The organism is Microbacterium testaceum StLB037 (assembly GCF_008763945.1).
Classification (GTDB): domain Bacteria; phylum Actinomycetota; class Actinomycetes; order Actinomycetales; family Microbacteriaceae; genus Microbacterium; species Microbacterium testaceum_G.
Genome location: NZ_VTQH01000002.1, coordinates 50,523 through 66,223, shown reverse-complemented (window position 1 = coordinate 66,223; position 15,701 = coordinate 50,523). Strand labels below are relative to the sequence as shown.

18 protein-coding genes are annotated in these 15,701 nt (G+C 70.3%); 12 read left to right on the top strand and 6 right to left on the bottom strand.

Going from position 1 to position 15,701, the window contains the following annotated elements:
* Positions 1-48: 48 nt before the first annotated feature.
* Complete coding sequence (gene glgC, locus F9B98_RS08960) at positions 49-1,293, top strand: glucose-1-phosphate adenylyltransferase (RefSeq protein ID WP_150956217.1); 1,245 nt, start codon at positions 49-51, stop codon at positions 1,291-1,293.
* 83 nt (positions 1,294-1,376) lie between these two features.
* On the opposite strand, the gene F9B98_RS08955 is transcribed toward glgC, so the two are convergent.
* The gene (locus F9B98_RS08955; protein ID WP_150956214.1) at positions 1,377-1,850 is read right to left on the bottom strand and encodes an S-ribosylhomocysteine lyase; all 474 of its coding nucleotides are present in this window, start codon (positions 1,848-1,850) and stop codon (positions 1,377-1,379) included.
* A 124-nt stretch (positions 1,851-1,974) separates the two neighbouring features.
* Here F9B98_RS08955 and serB point away from each other — a divergent pair, with 124 nt between their 5' ends.
* Entirely contained in the window at positions 1,975-2,616 is a 642-nt protein-coding gene (gene serB, locus F9B98_RS08950; protein WP_150956212.1) for a phosphoserine phosphatase SerB, read from the top strand.
* 64 nt (positions 2,617-2,680) lie between these two features.
* Positions 2,681-3,358: an alpha/beta fold hydrolase gene (locus tag F9B98_RS08945; protein WP_150956207.1), complete on the top strand. Its 678-nt coding sequence runs from the start codon at positions 2,681-2,683 to the stop codon at positions 3,356-3,358.
* Positions 3,359-3,392: 34 nt separating this feature from the next.
* Here F9B98_RS08945 and fabG read toward each other — a convergent pair whose 3' ends face one another.
* Positions 3,393-4,103 carry a 3-oxoacyl-ACP reductase FabG gene (gene fabG / locus F9B98_RS08940; RefSeq protein ID WP_150956204.1) on the bottom strand — a complete coding sequence of 237 codons (711 nt, stop codon included), beginning with the start codon at positions 4,101-4,103 and terminating at the stop codon, positions 3,393-3,395.
* Between the two features lie 134 nt (positions 4,104-4,237).
* Between fabG and F9B98_RS16235 the strand changes: the two genes are divergently transcribed.
* The 5 genes from F9B98_RS16235 (at position 4,238) to F9B98_RS08915 (ending at position 7,057) form a co-directional block, all read left to right on the top strand.
* Positions 4,238-4,894, top strand: coding sequence for a DUF4190 domain-containing protein (locus F9B98_RS16235; RefSeq protein WP_150956199.1), 657 nt, complete (start codon positions 4,238-4,240; stop codon positions 4,892-4,894).
* Positions 4,895-5,006: 112 nt separating this feature from the next.
* On the top strand, positions 5,007-5,378 hold the full coding sequence (locus F9B98_RS08930; protein ID WP_150956197.1) for a DUF3099 domain-containing protein: 372 nt from the start codon (positions 5,007-5,009) through the stop codon (positions 5,376-5,378).
* The gene (locus tag F9B98_RS08925) at positions 5,375-5,581 is read left to right on the top strand and encodes a hypothetical protein (protein ID WP_150956194.1); all 207 of its coding nucleotides are present in this window, start codon (positions 5,375-5,377) and stop codon (positions 5,579-5,581) included. The genes F9B98_RS08930 and F9B98_RS08925 overlap by 4 nt, the downstream gene beginning before the upstream one ends.
* Before the next feature lie 78 nt (positions 5,582-5,659).
* On the top strand, positions 5,660-6,556 hold the full coding sequence (locus tag F9B98_RS08920; RefSeq protein ID WP_225310292.1) for an SURF1 family protein: 897 nt from the start codon (positions 5,660-5,662) through the stop codon (positions 6,554-6,556).
* Between the two features lie 21 nt (positions 6,557-6,577).
* Positions 6,578-7,057, top strand: coding sequence for a GNAT family N-acetyltransferase (locus tag F9B98_RS08915; RefSeq protein WP_150956191.1), 480 nt, complete (start codon positions 6,578-6,580; stop codon positions 7,055-7,057).
* Between the two features lie 60 nt (positions 7,058-7,117).
* Here F9B98_RS08915 and F9B98_RS08910 read toward each other — a convergent pair whose 3' ends face one another.
* Positions 7,118-8,716 carry an ABC-F family ATP-binding cassette domain-containing protein gene (locus tag F9B98_RS08910; RefSeq protein WP_150957755.1) on the bottom strand — a complete coding sequence of 533 codons (1,599 nt, stop codon included), beginning with the start codon at positions 8,714-8,716 and terminating at the stop codon, positions 7,118-7,120.
* A gap of 244 nt (positions 8,717-8,960) precedes the next feature.
* Here F9B98_RS08910 and F9B98_RS08905 point away from each other — a divergent pair, with 244 nt between their 5' ends.
* From F9B98_RS08905 to F9B98_RS08890, 4 genes are read left to right on the top strand one after another with little or no spacing between them, the layout of a single operon-like run.
* On the top strand, positions 8,961-9,998 hold the full coding sequence (locus F9B98_RS08905; protein WP_150956188.1) for an iron-siderophore ABC transporter substrate-binding protein: 1,038 nt from the start codon (positions 8,961-8,963) through the stop codon (positions 9,996-9,998).
* Positions 9,999-10,023: 25 nt separating this feature from the next.
* Positions 10,024-11,070, top strand: a complete 1,047-nt coding sequence (locus F9B98_RS08900) for a FecCD family ABC transporter permease (protein ID WP_150956185.1) — start codon at positions 10,024-10,026, stop codon at positions 11,068-11,070.
* Positions 11,067-12,143: a FecCD family ABC transporter permease gene (locus F9B98_RS08895; protein WP_150956183.1), complete on the top strand. Its 1,077-nt coding sequence runs from the start codon at positions 11,067-11,069 to the stop codon at positions 12,141-12,143. The genes F9B98_RS08900 and F9B98_RS08895 overlap by 4 nt, the downstream gene beginning before the upstream one ends.
* Positions 12,140-12,967, top strand: a complete 828-nt coding sequence (locus F9B98_RS08890; RefSeq protein WP_150956181.1) for an ABC transporter ATP-binding protein — start codon at positions 12,140-12,142, stop codon at positions 12,965-12,967. The genes F9B98_RS08895 and F9B98_RS08890 overlap by 4 nt, the downstream gene beginning before the upstream one ends.
* A 64-nt stretch (positions 12,968-13,031) precedes the next feature.
* Here the strand turns inward: F9B98_RS08890 and F9B98_RS08885 are convergent, their stop codons facing one another.
* The 3 genes from F9B98_RS08885 to F9B98_RS08875 form a co-directional block, all read right to left on the bottom strand.
* A complete protein-coding gene (locus F9B98_RS08885) occupies positions 13,032-13,961 on the bottom strand; it encodes a siderophore-interacting protein (RefSeq protein WP_150956178.1) in 930 nt (309 codons plus the stop codon).
* 70 nt (positions 13,962-14,031) lie between these two features.
* On the bottom strand, positions 14,032-15,195 hold the full coding sequence (locus F9B98_RS08880) for a MalY/PatB family protein (RefSeq protein ID WP_150956175.1): 1,164 nt from the start codon (positions 15,193-15,195) through the stop codon (positions 14,032-14,034).
* Between the two features lie 173 nt (positions 15,196-15,368).
* Positions 15,369-15,698 carry a metal-sulfur cluster assembly factor gene (locus F9B98_RS08875; RefSeq protein ID WP_056232125.1) on the bottom strand — a complete coding sequence of 110 codons (330 nt, stop codon included), beginning with the start codon at positions 15,696-15,698 and terminating at the stop codon, positions 15,369-15,371.
* Positions 15,699-15,701: the final 3 nt, after the last annotated feature.

Sequence of the window (15,701 nt, the reverse complement as noted above, 5' to 3'; positions counted from 1 at the left end):
CGCCGTGAACGTGTTCCCGCGCGGTTGCGGGAGCCCTAGGGTGGTGCCATGCCTGCAGCGCCGAAGGTCTTCGGAATCATCCTCGCCGGCGGCGAGGGAAAGCGACTCATGCCCCTGACGGCGGATCGCGCCAAACCCGCCGTCCCCTTCGGCGGTCAATACCGCCTGATCGACTTCGCGATCTCGAATCTCATCAATTCGGGCCTGCGTCAGCTCGTCGTGCTCACGCAGTACAAGTCGCACAGCCTCGACCGCCACATCTCGCAGACGTGGCGCATGTCGCCCATGCTCGGCGCGTACGTCGCCTCGGTCCCGGCGCAGCAGCGACTCGGCAAGCGCTGGTTCTCCGGCTCCGCCGACGCCATCCTGCAGTCGATGAACCTCATCCGAGACGAGAAGCCCGACATCGTCGTGGTCATCGGTGCCGATCACGTGTACCGCATGGACTTCAAACAGATGCTCGACGCCCACATCGCCTCCGACGCGCGGGCGACGGTCGCCGGCATCCGTCAGCCGATCTCGCTCGCGAACCAGTTCGGCGTCATCGACACCGACCCGACCGACCCGACGAAGATCCGCGCCTTCCTCGAGAAGCCGCAGAACCCGACCGGTCTGGCCGACGCGCCTCACGAGGTGCTCGCCTCGATGGGCAACTACATCTTCGACGCCGACGCGCTCGTCGACGCCGTCACCCACGACGGCGAGCTGCCGACCTCGGCGCACGACATGGGCGGCGACATCGTCCCCTATTTCGTCGACCGCGGCGAGGCCGCCGTGTACGACTTCAACCGCAACGACGTTCCCGGCTCGACGCCGCGCGATCAGTCGTACTGGCGCGACGTGGGCACGATCGAGTCGTTCTACGACGCGCACATGGATCTCATCTCGACCCTGCCCGTGTTCAACCTCTACAACAACGACTGGCCGATCTACTCGCAGACCTTCAACGCCCCGCCGGCGAAGTTCGTCCGCGACTCGGTCGGACGCATCGGCAACGCGATCGACTCGATCGTCTCGCTGGGCTCGGTCCTGTCGGGAACCCACCTCGAACGCAGTGTCGTCGGCCCGTGGGCCCTCGCCGGAGGCGGCTCGACGATCACCGACTCGGTGCTCTTCGACAGCGTGCAGGTCGGCGCGGGGGCGCGGATCCACCGCGCGATCCTCGACAAGAACGTCGTCCTCGAGCCCGGCGCCACCATCGGCGTCGATCGCGAGCGCGACCTCGCGCGCGGCTTCACGGTCACCGAGACGGGCATCACCGTCGTCGGCAAGGACGTGCACGTCCACGCCTGATCCCGGATGCCGGGAACTCCGGATGCCAGAAGGGGCGGCGACCGAGATGGTCACCGCCCCCTCGGCATCCGGGATCCGAGGTTCTAGACCCCGACGCGCTCGAAGGCGTCACGGGAAATGCCCTTGGCGAGCACGGCCTTGGACCACTCCTTCGCGGTGTGCAGGCTGTGGTCGCGGTAGTTGCCGCAGCTGAAGGCGTCGGTGCCGGGCACGTCGTCCCACTCGACGTCGTCGGCGATCGCGCGCAGAGAGTCGGAGATGGCGTCGACGAGCGCGGCGACCTCGGGCTCTCCCCACATGATCACGTGGAAGCCCGTGCGGCAACCGAACGGCGAGATGTCGATGAGACCGTCGATGCGGTCGCGCACGAGGCTCGCGAGCAGGTGCTCGATCGTGTGGAGCCCGGCGGTGGGGATCTCCTGCTCGTTCGGCTGCACGAGGCGCAGGTCGAAGTTCGAGATGACGTCGCCGCGCGGCCCCGACTCGGTGCCGATCAGTCGCACGTAGGGCGCGAGCACGGCGGTGTGATCCAGGGTGAAGCTTTCGACGTCGGCCATGGAGGGATCCCTTCTGAGGAAGCGGGGGTACCGCAGAAGCCTACGCGGGGGCACGGACATCGGCGGGCGCGTGACGCTCCGCGACGGACCGGACCGGTCCGCGATTGCCGCTAGCGTTGTGCGCGTGCCTGAGACCGCCCGCTTCCTCGTCGTTCTCGACGCCGATTCCACGCTGATCCGCAACGAGGTCATAGAACTGCTCGCCGACGAAGCCGGACGCGGCGCCGAAGTGGCCGCCGCCACCGAGGCCGCGATGCGCGGAGAGGTCGACTTCGCGACCAGCCTGCGGTCGCGCGTCCAGGCCCTCGCCGGCGTGCCCACTGAGGCTTTCGCACGCGCCATCGCGCGCATCGAGCCCACTCCCGGTGTGCGCGAGCTGATCACCGCCGTGCACGAGCGCGGCGGGGTCGTCGGCGTGGTCTCGGGCGGGTTCCACGAGGTGCTCGACACGGTCGCCCCCGACCTCGGCGTCGACCTCTGGCGCGCGAACCGGCTCCGGACCGTCGACGGCGCGCTCACGGGAGCGGTCGACGGAGAGATCGTGGATGCCAGGGCCAAGGCCGACACGCTCCGGCGCTGGGCCGACGAGCTCGGCGTCGCCCTCCCCCTCACGTTCGCGATCGGCGACGGGGCCAACGACCTCGAGATGATGGCGACCGCGGGGCTCGGTCTCGCGTTCAACGCCAAGCCCGCGGTGCGCGAGCGCGCGGATCTGGTGATCGGACCCGTCGACCTGGCCGAGGTCATCGCGCTGCTGCCGCGCTGACTCCAGGCCGCCGGGCCGCGACGACCCCTTTCCCGATGTCGGAGGTTCGTTCTACCCTCGCCGCATGGACGTCATCTTGGTTCCCGGTCTCTGGCTCGACGCGTCGTCGTGGGACGACATCATCCCCGCCCTCGAAGCGGCCGGGCATCGCCCGCACCCGCTGACCCTGCCCGGTCCGGCCGTGGGCGACCTGGTCGTCGACGACTGGGTCGATGCCGTCGTCGGCGAGGTCGACCGCCTCGACGACCGCGTCGTCCTGGTCGGGCACTCGGGCGGCGGCAATGTCGTCTGGGGCGCGGCCGACCGGCGGCCCGACCGGGTGGCGCGCGTCGTCCTGGTCGACACGATCGTGCCGCACCCGGGGGCCATGATCTCGGAATTCCCCGTCGAAGACGGCGTCGTGCACTTCCCCGGGTGGGACTTCTTCGACGACGAGGACGTCGCCGACATCGACGACGAGACCCGTCAGCGCACCGCGCAGCACGTCGTCGACGTCCCCGGCCGCGTGCCGAGCTCTCCGATCACGCTGACCGACGACCACCGGTTCCACGTGCCGGTGACCATCCTGTCGGGGCAGCTCGACAGCGACTCCCTCCCGCGCGTGCTCGCCGAGTGGGGTGCCTACGCCGAAGAGGTCGACCGCATCGACGAGCTCGAGGTCGTGAAGCTCGACTCCGGCCACTGGCCGCAGTTCTCCCAGCCGGAGCGCTTCGCCGAAAAGCTCGTCGCCGCCGTGCGGTGAGGAGTTCTCCCCCACCGGATCGGATATGCCGTCGTCAGTGCCCCATGCCCAGGCCGCCGTCGACCGGGATCACCGCGCCCGAGATGTAGGCGGCGTCGTCACCGGCGAGCCAGGTGACGACACCCGCGACCTCGTCGGGCGTGGCGAAACGTCCGGCGGGGATGCTCTTCTTGTACTCGGCCTGGGTGTCGGCGGCCAACTCGGCCGTCATGTCCGTCTCGATGAAGCCCGGGGCCACGACGTTCGCCGTGATGCCGCGACCGCCGAGCTCGCGCGTGAGCGAACGTGCGAATCCGACGAGGGCGCTCTTCGACGCGGCGTAGTTGATCTGACCGGCCGAGCCGTAGAGGCCGACGACGCTCGAGATGAGGATCACGCGCCCCCAACGGGCGCGGAGCATGCCCTTCGAGGCGCGCTTGACCACGCGGAAGGTGCCACCGAGGTTCGTGTTCACGACGCTGTCGAAGTCCTCCTCGCTCATGCGCAGCAGCAGGGTGTCCTTGGTCACGCCGGCGTTCGCCACGACCACCGCGATCGGACCGAGCTCCGCCTCGACCTGCGAGAAGGCGGCGTCGACGGCCGCCCCGTCGGTCACGTCGGCGCGAACGGTGAGCGTCCCCTCGGGCCCCTCGCCCGAACGCGCGGTCACGGCGACCTTCCACCCCTCGGCGACGAAGCGCTCGGCGATGGCACGACCGATGCCCCGGTTTCCTCCGGTGACGACGACGACGCGGTCCTGGGACATGGTGAGACTCCTGCGCTTGCGATGACGGAACCGACCCAGCCTACCGAGGCCGCCCGTCTTGCCCGCCCTCCGAGGTTTGACACGGGGTCAGCGCCGCTGGAACGCTGGGACGACGCGCGACGAAAGGGACTCCCGTGAGCGACGACCGCACCACCGACCCGCAGCACCCCGACCACGCCGGGGCCGGAGACACGCACGGCACTGACCAGCCGGCCTCGCCGTACGCCCCGAAGGGCGAGACGACCCCCACGCCCCCGTACGAGTCGGTCGAGCCCACGGAGGCGCCCGCCTACGGCACCCCCACTCCCCCGGCCTACGGCGCCTCCACGCCCGAGGCTCCCGCCTACGGCACCCCCACTCCCCCGGCCTACGGCGCCTCCGCGCCCGAGGCTCCTGCCTACGGCGCCCCGGCCTACGGCGCTCCCGCGTACGGTCAGTCGACCACCTCGACCTACGGTCAGCCCGCGTACGGCACCCCGAACGCGGCGTACGGATACGGCGGCGCCTACGCTGCCCAGGCACGCACGAACGTGCTCGCGATCATCTCGCTCGTGGCATCCCTCGTCGGCTTCGTGATGATCCTGCCCGTCGTCGGATCGATCGCCGGTGTGATCATGGGGCACATCTCGCTCAAGCAGATCAAGGAGCGGGGCGAGCGCGGCCGCGGTATGGCGCTGGCCGGCGTGATCGTGGGCTACGTGACCCTCGCGTTCGTCATCCTGTTCGTGATCGGCATCTCGATCCTCATCGCCACCGCCGCGAACAGCAGCGGCACGCGCTACGGCGCCTGACTCCGCGAGCGAGCCGCCGGGCGCGAGGGCGTCCGGCGGCTTGTCACGACGTCGAAGAGTCCCTGCACAGGCGCGCCCTGTGACTTCCCCACGGGCGTACCCTGATACCACTGTGAAGACATCGCACAACGCCCAGTCCGCGACGTCGCTCCCCAAGGCACCGCGGGAGGACGCCGACTCCCGTTTCACCAAGTACATGGTGATGATGGGGATCCGCATCGCGTGTTTCATCGCGATGGCCGTGATCACTCCCTACGGCTGGTACACCTTCGTCTTCGCCGCGGGCGCGATCTTCCTCCCCTATCTCGCCGTCATCGTCGCCAACGTGGGCGCCGACCAGGGATCCACCGAGGCGATCAGCCCCGAGCGGGCCATCGAGGCTCCCACGGCCTCACCCGCCGCCGCCCCCGCCGCCGACGGTCCCATCGTCATCCGCATCGCCGAGACTCCGCGCCTCGACCCGCCGCGCGACGACCGCCCGTGACCGACGAGCCCGCCGAATGTTCGCGGGCCGGATGCCGTGATCTCGCCGTCTGGGCGATCCGGTGGCGCAACCCCCGGATCCACGCGGTCGACCGCCGGAAGACCTGGGTCGCGTGCGACGACCACGTGGCCTACCTCCGCGAATTCCTCGCCGCCCGCGACTTCCCCGTCGAGGTTGCCGCGCTCTCGAGCGACCGCGCGTGAGTGCCGCGCCGTCCGACGTACCCTGGAAGATGTGGTCGAGTCGGTCGAGATGAGCGCGAGCATCGGATGGTGCGCGTCATGAGCGCGCGAGAGATGCCCGCCGCCGGCCGCTGGGCGATCTACGTCGGCGTCGCGATCCTGTTCGCGATCGCCTGCGGATTCCTGTCGAACTGGCAGTTCTCCCGCAACGCCGACCGCAGCGAGCAGCTGCAGCTCGTCGCCGACAACTACGACGCCACCCCCGTACCCCTCGGCGACCTGCTCGCCCCCGGCGCCGAGATGAACCCCGCCGACGAGTGGCGCCCCGTCCGCATGCGGGGGCAGTACCTCGCCGACGAGCAACTGCTCGTGCGCAACCGCGCGCACGGCGGCTCGGCCGCGTTCGAGCAGCTCGTCCCGTTCCGACTCGACGATGGCCGCACCTTCCTCGTCGACCGCGGGTGGCTCGCCCCGGGTAATCAGCAGTCCGAACCGGACGAGATTCCCGCGCCGCCCACCGGACAGGTCACCGTCGAGGTGCGCCTGCGCCCCGAAGAGGCGGCCCCGACCTCGGGTCGAACCGCCGAGGCCGGCCAGGTTCCGACCATCAACCTCGGGCTCGTCGAGGAGCAGACCGGCCCGATCGAACAGGGCGCTTACGGCCTGCTCCTGTCGGAAGACCCAGCCCCCGCCACCGCGCCCGCCCCGGTCGACCCGCCCAGCAACGACCCGGGCCCCTACCTCTCGTACGCGGTGCAGTGGATCCTGTTCGCCGTCATGGGCTTCGGCTTCCTCACCTACGTGATCATCAACGAGCGCAAGCTCCGCCGCGAAGAAGACGAGGACGACGAGGAGGAACTCCCCGCCCCCGCCCCGGCGCCCGAGAAGCCGACGGGAGAGCGCCGCCGCGTCGACCCCGTCGCCCTGCACCGCTCGCGCAAGCGCCCGAAGGACCGCGACGCCGACGACGAGGACGCTCTGCTCGACGCGCGCTGACACGTCCGACAGGATGGCGGCATGCCCTCGACCGTCCGTCCTGCCACCGCCGACGACCTCGCCGCCGTGCGACTGGTCGGCATCCTCAGCTGGCCGCCCACGTACGGCCCCTCGCGCGGAGCCGGCTTCGTCGTCGCCGGGTTGGACCGGTACTGGAGCGACGAGGCCATCGGCGCCGCAATCCACGAGGGACGCATCGATGTCGCCTGCCACGAGGGCGAGGTCGTCGGGATGGCCGAGATCGACCGCCTCGACGACGACGTCGTGCTCTGGAAGGTGTACGTCATTCCGGAGCATCAGCACCGGGGTATCGGTCGCCGACTCGTCGATGCGGCGAAGAGCCGGGCGCGCGCGATAGACGGAGACCTGGTCACCGAATACGACAACGGCAACGCCGTGGTGCGAGGGTTCTATCTCCGCGAGGGATTCGTCGACGATCCCGCGCCGTGGCCCGGCACCGACGCGGTGTGGATGCGCTGGAGTTCGCCCGCGGGCCCCTAAGTCGGTCGGGTGCGCCGCACCCGCGGCATCCGGGACATCCGCGCGAAGCGCCGACGGTGATTACGCCAGCGTGATCAGATCCGCGTAATCGCGACCCCAGATGTCTTCGACGCCGTCGGGCAGGATCAGCACGCGCTCGGGGTTGAGCGCCTCGACCGCTCCCTCGTCGTGCGAGACGAGCACGACAGCTCCCTCGTAGTGCGACAGCGCGCCGAGGATCTCCTCGCGCGAGGCGGGGTCGAGGTTGTTCGTGGGCTCATCCAAAAGCAGCATGTTCGCCGACGACACCACGAGCGTCGCGAGCGACAGACGCGTCTTCTCTCCACCCGAGAGCACGCCCGCGGGCTTGAGCACGTCATCCCCGACGAACAGGAACGATCCCAGCACCTTGCGCGCCTCGGTCGCCGTGATGTGCGGCGCTGACGACATCATGTTCTCGAGCACCGAACGGTTCACGTCGAGGTTCTCGTGCTCCTGCGCGTAGTACCCGATCTTCAGGCCGTGGCCGGGCTCGAGCTGCCCGGTGTCGGGCTGGTCGACGCCGGCGAGGATGCGCAGCAGCGTCGTCTTTCCGGCACCGTTCAGTCCCAGGATGACCACGCGTGAACCGCGGTCGATCGCGAGGTCGACGTCGGTGAAGATCTCCAGCGACCCGTACGACTTCGACAGACCGGATGCCATGAGCGGGGTCTTGCCGCACGGTGCGGGCTTCGGGAAGCGGAGCTTGGCGACGCGCTCCTCCGCACGCACCTCGTCGAGGCCCGACAGCATCTTCTCGGCGCGCGCGACCATCTGGTGCGCCGCCGCCGCCTTCGAGGCCTTCGCACCGAAGCGCGCGGCCTGCAGCTGCAGGGCCGTGGCCTTCTTCTCGACGTTGACGCGCTCCTTCTTGCGGCGCTCCTCGTCGGCCACCCGCTGGCGCAGGTAGTTCTTCCAGTTCATGTTGTAGACATCGATGACCTGGCGATTGGCATCCAGGTAGAAGACGCGGTTGACGGTCTCGCCGACGAGCTCGACGTCGTGCGAGATCACGATGAGCCCGCCCTTGTATCCCTTGAGGAACTCGCGCAGCCACACGACGCTGTCGGCGTCGAGGTGGTTGGTCGGCTCGTCGAGGATCATCGTCTGCGCGTCCGAGAACAGGATGCGCGCGAGCTCGATGCGCCGACGCTGACCGCCCGAGAGGGTCTTCAGCGGCTGATCGAGGATGCGGTCGGGAAGAGAGAGGTTGTGAGCGATGGATGCCGCCTCGGCCTCGGCCGCATACCCACCGGCCGCCTCGAAGCGCTCCGTGAGGTTCGCGTACTTCTTCATGGCCTTCGCGGCCACGGCGGGGTCGTCGTCGCCCATCGCCATCGACGCCTCGTGCATGCCGAGGGCGAGGGATCCGAGCCCGCGGGCGTCGAGGATGCGCGTGCGCGCGAGCATCTCGGGGTCTCCCGAGCGGGGGTCCTGCGGAAGGTAGCCGAGTTCACCCGAGCGGTCGACGCCGCCGTTGGAGGGCAGCAGGTCGCCGGCGAGCACCTTGGTGAGGGTGGTCTTTCCGGCACCGTTGCGCCCGACGAGGCCGATCTTGTCGCCGTCGGAGACGCGGAACGCCACGTCGGACATGAGCACGCGGGCACCCACGCGGATCTCGAGGTCGTGCACGGCGAGCACAGCGAACGTCCGTTCTTCGGGGATGGGGAAGCAGGCCGACATGGCCAGCCACCCAGTATATGACGCGCCCGTGGATGCCCGCCGACAGCCCGCCTCTCGACGCGAAAGCAAGCCGCCGGACCCCGGATGCCGCTACCTCGACGCCGAGACGATTCGCCCGCCCCCTCGGCATCCGGGTTTGCGTTCTCACCCGACCCCTGAACTAAACTAAGCCTATCCTTACCTAACACGCAGGAGGCTCTTCGTGTCCCGATTCCGCGCTCTGGCGGCACTCGCCGTCGGTACCGCCCTCGTCCTCACCGGCTGCGCCGGCACCTCAGCCGCCCCGGGCGCGCAGGAAGGGTCGTCGACGTCGGCAACGGGGTCGTTCCCGGTCACGATCGACCACGCTTTCGGCGAGACCACGATCGAGGCGGAGCCGAAGCGCGTCGTCACGGTCAGCTGGGGCAACCAAGAAGCCGCTCTCGCGCTGGGCGTCGTCCCGGTCGCCATGCCCAAGGTCACCTGGGGCGACGAGGACGGGGACGGAATGCTCCCCTGGGTCAAAGACAAGCTCGACGAGCTCGGCGCCGAGACGCCCACGCTCATGGACGAGACCGACGGTTTCGACTACGAGGCGATCGCCGACGCGAAGCCCGACGTCATCCTCGGCGCCTACTCGGGCATGACGCAGGAGCAGTACGACACGCTCAGCAAGATCGCCCCCGTTGTGGCGTACCCCGAGATCGCGTGGGGCACCTCGTGGCAGCAGATGACGCTGACGGATGCCAAGGCCCTCGGCCGCGAAGACCAGGCGCAGCAGCTCGTCGGCGACCTCGAGAAGCACGTGACCGACGAGTCGGCGAAGTACCCGGCCCTCGCCGGGAAGAAGACCCTCTTCACCTACCTCGACCCCACCGACCTGAGCACCCTCGGCTACTACTCGCTGAAGGACCCGCGCGCGCTGTACCTCTCGGAGCTCGGCATGACGCCTTCGTCGGCCGTCGAGACCTCCAGCAAAGACAGCGAGACGTTCTGGTTCACGCAGAGCACCGAGAACATCGAGTCGTTCTCCGACGTCGACGTGATGGTCGGCTACGGAACCCCCGAGCTGCTCGCCCAGCTGCAGAGCGACCCCCTGTGGTCGCGCATCCCCGCAATCAAGAACGGCGCGTTCGCCGCCCTGACCGACAACACCACGATCGCCGCGGCTGCGAACCCGAGCCCGCTGTCGATCGGCACCTCCTTCGGCGACGAGTACATCGCCCTGGTGGGCGCCGCCGCCGAGAAGGCCGGTCAGTGATCGCCTCCTCCCCCGCCTCGGTGCGATGACCCGTCTCGGTCCGGCATCGACCGCCCCCGTCGACGCATCCCCGCGTCGACGGGGGCGGCGGCGCGTGCTCTGGGTCGTGCTGTTCCTCGTGGCCCTGGCGGTCGTCGCGGTGCTCTCGGTCACGTTCGGCGCCCGCGACGTCGCTCCCGCCGACATCTGGGCCGGCCTCACCGGCTCGACCGACACCGCCTCGGCCGCCGCGGTCGGCAAGCGGGTGCCGCGCACGATCCTCGCGATGATCGTCGGCGCCGCTCTCGCCGTCGCCGGGGCCGTCCTTCAGGGTGCCACGCGCAACCCCCTCGCCGACCCGCAGATCCTCGGGATCAACGGCGGAGCGTCGCTCGCAATCGTGTCGGGCATCGCGTTCTTCGGCCTCAGCTCGGCATCCGACTACATCTGGATCGGCATGATCGGCGCCGCCGGCGCCGCCGTCTTCGTCTACGCGATCGGCTCGCTCGGCCGCGGCGGGGCCACCCCCCTGCGCCTCGCCCTCGCCGGAGCCGTCACCGCCGTCGCCTTCAGCTCGCTGGTCAGCGCGATCCTGCTGCCGCGCATCAACGTCATGAACGTCTTCCGCTTCTGGCAAATCGGCGGCGTCGGCGGGGCCACCCCCGAGACGATCGTGCAGGTACTGCCGTTCCTGCTGGTGGGCCTCGTGATCTGCCTCGCGAGCGCGTCCGCGCTCAACACCCTCGCCCTCGGTGACGAGCTCGCCGCCGGGCTCGGTGCGCGCGTGCGCACCGCGCGCCTGTTCGCGTCGGCCGGAGCCGTCATCCTGTGCGGTGCCGCGACGGCCGTGGCCGGACCCATCGGCTTCATCGGCCTGGTCGTCCCGCACATCTGCCGCCTCCTCGTCGGCGTCGACCACCGGTGGCTCCTCCCCGTCTCCGCCGCCGGCGGTGCGATCCTGCTGACCGTGTCCGACATCGTGGGCCGCGTCATCGCCCGCCCCGAAGAGATCGAGGTCGGCATCGTCACCGCCCTGATCGGCGCCCCCTTCTTCATCGCCCTCGTCCGCCGTCAGAAGATGAGGGCCCTGTGAGCGTTCACGCCTCCCCCCGGGTCGCCGTCACGGGCGCCACGCCCGCCTCCCTGGCATCCGTCGTCGCCGGCCGCCGTCGTCGCCGCCAGCGCTGGACGCTGGTCACGGCCATCCTCGCCGTCGCCGTCATCGCCGCGTTCGCGCTGTCCCTCATGCTCGGCCAGACCTTCTACTCGCCCGCCGAGGTCTGGGGCGTGCTCACCGGACAACGCGTTTCGGGCGCGTCGTTCACCGTCGGCGAGCTGCGCCTCCCCCGTGCCCTCACCGGCCTGCTGACCGGCCTGTGCTTCGGCATGGGCGGGGTCGTCTTCCAGTCGATGCTGCGCAATGCCCTCGCGAGTCCCGATGTGATCGGCATCAACACCGGGGCGAGCGCCGCCGCGGTCTTCGGCATCGTCGTGCTGGGCTGGGGCGAGACCGCCGTGTCGATCGTCGCCATGGCCGCGGCCCTCATCGTCGCGCTCTCCATCTACCTGCTCGCGTACCGCAAGGGCGGGTCGGGCGCGCGGCTGATCCTCATCGGCATCGGCGTCGCCGCGATGTGCCAGGCGCTCGTGTCGTACGTCATCTCGCGCGCCGCGGAGTACGACCTCCCCGCCGCGATGCGCTGGATCACCGGCAACCTCAACGACGCCACGTGGGATCGCGCCCTGCCCGTGGCGGGAGCCGTCATCGTGCTCGGCCCCCTGCTCCTCGCCCTCTCGGGCCGCCTCGAGATCCTGCGGATGGGCGACGAGACCGCCGCGGCCGTGGGACTCCCCGTCGAGCGCAGCCGCCTGCTGCTCATCGTCGCCGCGGTGGGCCTTCTCGCCTTCGGCACCGCCGCCGCAGGACCGATCGCGTTCGTGTCGTTCCTGGCGGGTCCCATCGCCGTCCGGCTCCTCGGCCCGGTGGGCTCCCCCGTGCTGCCGGCGGGCCTCGTCGGCGCCCTGCTGGTGCTCGTCGCCGACTTCTGCGCCCAGTACGCGTTCGGGACGCGCCTGCCCGTGGGCGTCATCACCGGCGTGCTCGGCGCGCCGTATCTCATCTACCTGCTCGTTCGCAGCAGCCGATCCGGAGGAACCACGCTATGACCGTCGAGCGCTCCCTGGTCGCCGAGGGCGTCACCCTCGGCTACGGAGACCGGACCATCGTCGACACCCTCGACCTGCAGATCCCGCCGGGCAAGGTGACCACGATCGTCGGCGCGAACGCCTGCGGCAAGTCGACACTGCTCAAGGCCATGGCGCGCCTGCTCACCCCGTCCGCGGGTCAGGTGCTGCTCGACGGCAAGTCGATCCACCGCCAGCCCACCAAGCAGGTGGCCCGCGTGCTCGGCCTCCTCCCCCAGTCACCCATCGCCCCCGACGGCATCGCGGTGTCCGACCTCGTCAGCCGCGGCCGCCACCCGCACCAGGGCGCGCTGTCGCGCTGGACCAGCGCCGACGACGCCGCGGTCGCCCGCGCGCTCGACGCCACCGACGTCGCGCACCTCGCCGATCGCCCCGTCGACGAGTTGAGCGGTGGCCAGCGTCAGCGCGTGTGGATCGCGATGGCCCTCGCGCAGGAGACCGACGTGCTCCTGCTCGACGAGCCCACCACCTTCCTCGACATCAGCCACCAGATCGACGTCCTCGACCTGCTCGCCGACCTCAACCACGATCGCGGCACCACCGTGGCGATGGTCTTGCACGACCTCAACCTCGCCGCGCGCTACGCGGACCACCTCGTGGCCATGGCCCAGGGCCAGATCATCGCCGCGGGAGACCCCGGTGACGTCCTCACCGAAGACACCGTGCGCCGCGTCTTCGGCCTCGACAGCCGCGTCGTCCCCGACCCGCTGACCGGACGCCCGATGGTCATCCCGATCGGCCGGCACCACACCGTGGCCGAGCCGGAGCAGGCGCAGACCGCCTGACCGGCCCAGAGAACGGCAGAAGCCCCGGCCTCGGCCGGGGCTTCGTCGTCGTGATGCCGGGCGCCTACGCCGTGCGCTCGACCTGCCCGGCGCGCCAGTAGCCCATGAACGCGACCCGGCCGCGGTCGACACCGCACCCCGAGACCAGCATGCGGCGCAGCAGCTTCACGGTCGACGACTCCCCCGCGATCCACGCATAGAACTCGCCCTCGGCGTCGGCCGGGCTGTCCCACAGCAGATCGACGTCGAGGTCGATGTCCTCGAGGATCTGCGGCCGCGGTGCGGCCGCGCGGGCCAGAACGTCTCCGGATGCCGCGGTCCACGCCTCCATGGCCTCGATCAGCGCCTCGCCGTGGGGCCGTTCGCCGCGCGGGAGCCAGTGCACGCGCGCATTCCCGCTCCGCACCGGGAGGGCGTCGTCCACATCGGGCACTTCGATGAACGCGTCGACCTCGAGCCCGGGTTCGAGACCCTCCAGCACCGCGCAGATCGCGGGAGCGGCGGTCTCATCCCCCGCCAGCACGATCCGGCGAGCCGTGCCGGGGTGGAAGTCGATGCCCTGCGCCGACTCGAGGCTGCGCGCGTCGGGGCCGACGACCACGAGGTGGTCCCCCGCCGCCGCGGCCTCGGCCCACGAGCCCGCGGGGCCGGCGTCGTGGTGCACGACGAAGTCGATGTCGAGCTCGAGCGCCTCGGGGTCGATCCGGCGCACGGTGTAGGTACGGAACGGCATGCGCTCCTCGTCGGGCAGGTCGCGCCAGCGGGTGTACCACTCGCCGCCGGCGATGGCATCCGGATCATCCTGTCCGATGTCGCAGACCGTGCCGTCGGGACCGGGCAGCACGAGCTTCACGCGCTGGTCGCGCCGGTCGGTGCCGAAGACGTCGAAGTCGGGCGAGGTGAACGTCACGCGCACGAAGTGCGGCGAGAGGCGCCGGGCGTCCTTCACCACAGCGACGTACGGGCGGTAGGCGGGACGCGTGGCAGTGATCACGAGATAAGGATATCCTTACCTTCCCTCGAAACGCCACGCCGCTGCCTCGACAGCGAGCTACCGCGCCGGGCTAGGCGCGGTCGACGAGCTTCCCGATCCGCTCGATCGCCTCGCGCAGCACCTCGGGCGCGCAGCCGACGTTGATGCGCACGTGCCCCACCCCCTCGACCCCGAACAGGGGTCCGTGGTGCAGGGCCACCTGCGCCTCGCGCCGGATGAACGGCGCCGGGTTGTCGCCCCAGCCGTACGCCGAGACATCGACCCACGCGAGGAATCCCGCCTCGGGAATGCGGTAGTGCGCGAGGGGCAGGTGCTCAACCAGCAGTTCGGCGAGCAGACGGCGATTGTCGTCCAGAGCCACGAGCAGCGAGGCGAGCCAGTCGTCGCTGTCGGCCGAGAACGCGGCGCGGTTGGCGAGGACGCCGAACAGTCCCGCGCGCCACTCCACCTCCCACGGCAGGCCCCGCACGACAGCGGCGGTGTCCTCGGAGCCGGTCACGATCACCGCGCACTTCAGACCGGCCAGGTTGTACGTCTTGCTCGCGCTCGTCACGATGTAGCCGACCGCGGCGGCCTCGTCGCCGGCATCCAGGAACGGGGTGAACACCTCGGGAGCGTGCGTGAGCGGCGCGTGGATCTCGTCGCTGACCACGCTCGCGCCGTAGCGGCGCGCGAGCCGCGCGAGGGCCGCGAGCGAGTCACGCCTGTGCACGGTGCCGGTGGGATTGTGCGGGTTGCACAACAGCACGGCCCGAGCGCCGTCGGCCAGCGCCTTCTCGATGCCGTCGAGGTCGAGACTCCACCGCTCTCCGTCGTCGATCAGCGGAACGCGCTCCACCACGGCCCCCGCCTCTTCGACGGTGTCGTAGAACGGCGGATACACCGGAGGCGTGACCACCACCCGATCGCCCGGCGAGGTCACCGCGCGCAGCACCTCGACCACGCCCATCATCACGTCGCCGGTCCACCGGATGCGCGCCGGGTCGGGCCGCCACCCCCACTGCCGCTCGGCGAAGTCGGCGAAGTCGAGGTCGATCCCCGGCCGCGGCGGCGTGTACCCGGTGTCGCCGATCTCGACGGCGCGGTGCAGGGCGGTCGTGATCGCGGGCGCCAGCGGGAAGTCGGTCTCGGCCACGAACATCGGGATCACGTCGTCGCCGTACGAGCGCCACTTGGTGCTGCTGCGCTGGCGGAGAAGGTCGAGCGGCAGGGCCTGAAGAGGGGAAACGCTCATGCGAAAAGCCTAATGAGAGCACCGGATGCCGAGCACCCGGCGCGTCAGAGGAGGACACACGGCGGGATGGGCGCTGCCTTCGGGCGCGCGACGCCTTCGGGTCGGTGGGGTCCCGGCATCCGGAAACAACGAACGCCCACCCGTGAGGGGTGGGCGTTCGCGGATGTTCTGGCTCAGATCGCGAAACCGAGGGCGCGCATCATGTCGCGGCCGTCGTCGGTGATCCGTTCGGGGCCCCACGGCGGCATCCACACCCAGTTGATGCGGAAGCGTTCCACGACGTTGTCGAGGGCCTGGGCGGTCTGCTCTTCGAGCACGTCGGTCAGCGGGCAGCCGGCCGAGGTGAGGGTCATGTGGATGACGAGCGCGTCGTTCTCGTCGTCCCACGCGAGATCGTAGATGAGGCCGAGGTCGACGACGTTGATCCCCAGTTCGGGGTCCATGACGTCTTTGAGAGCCTCGGTGACCTCGTCGTACTTCTCGGGAGCGAGGGTTGCGGTCATGTA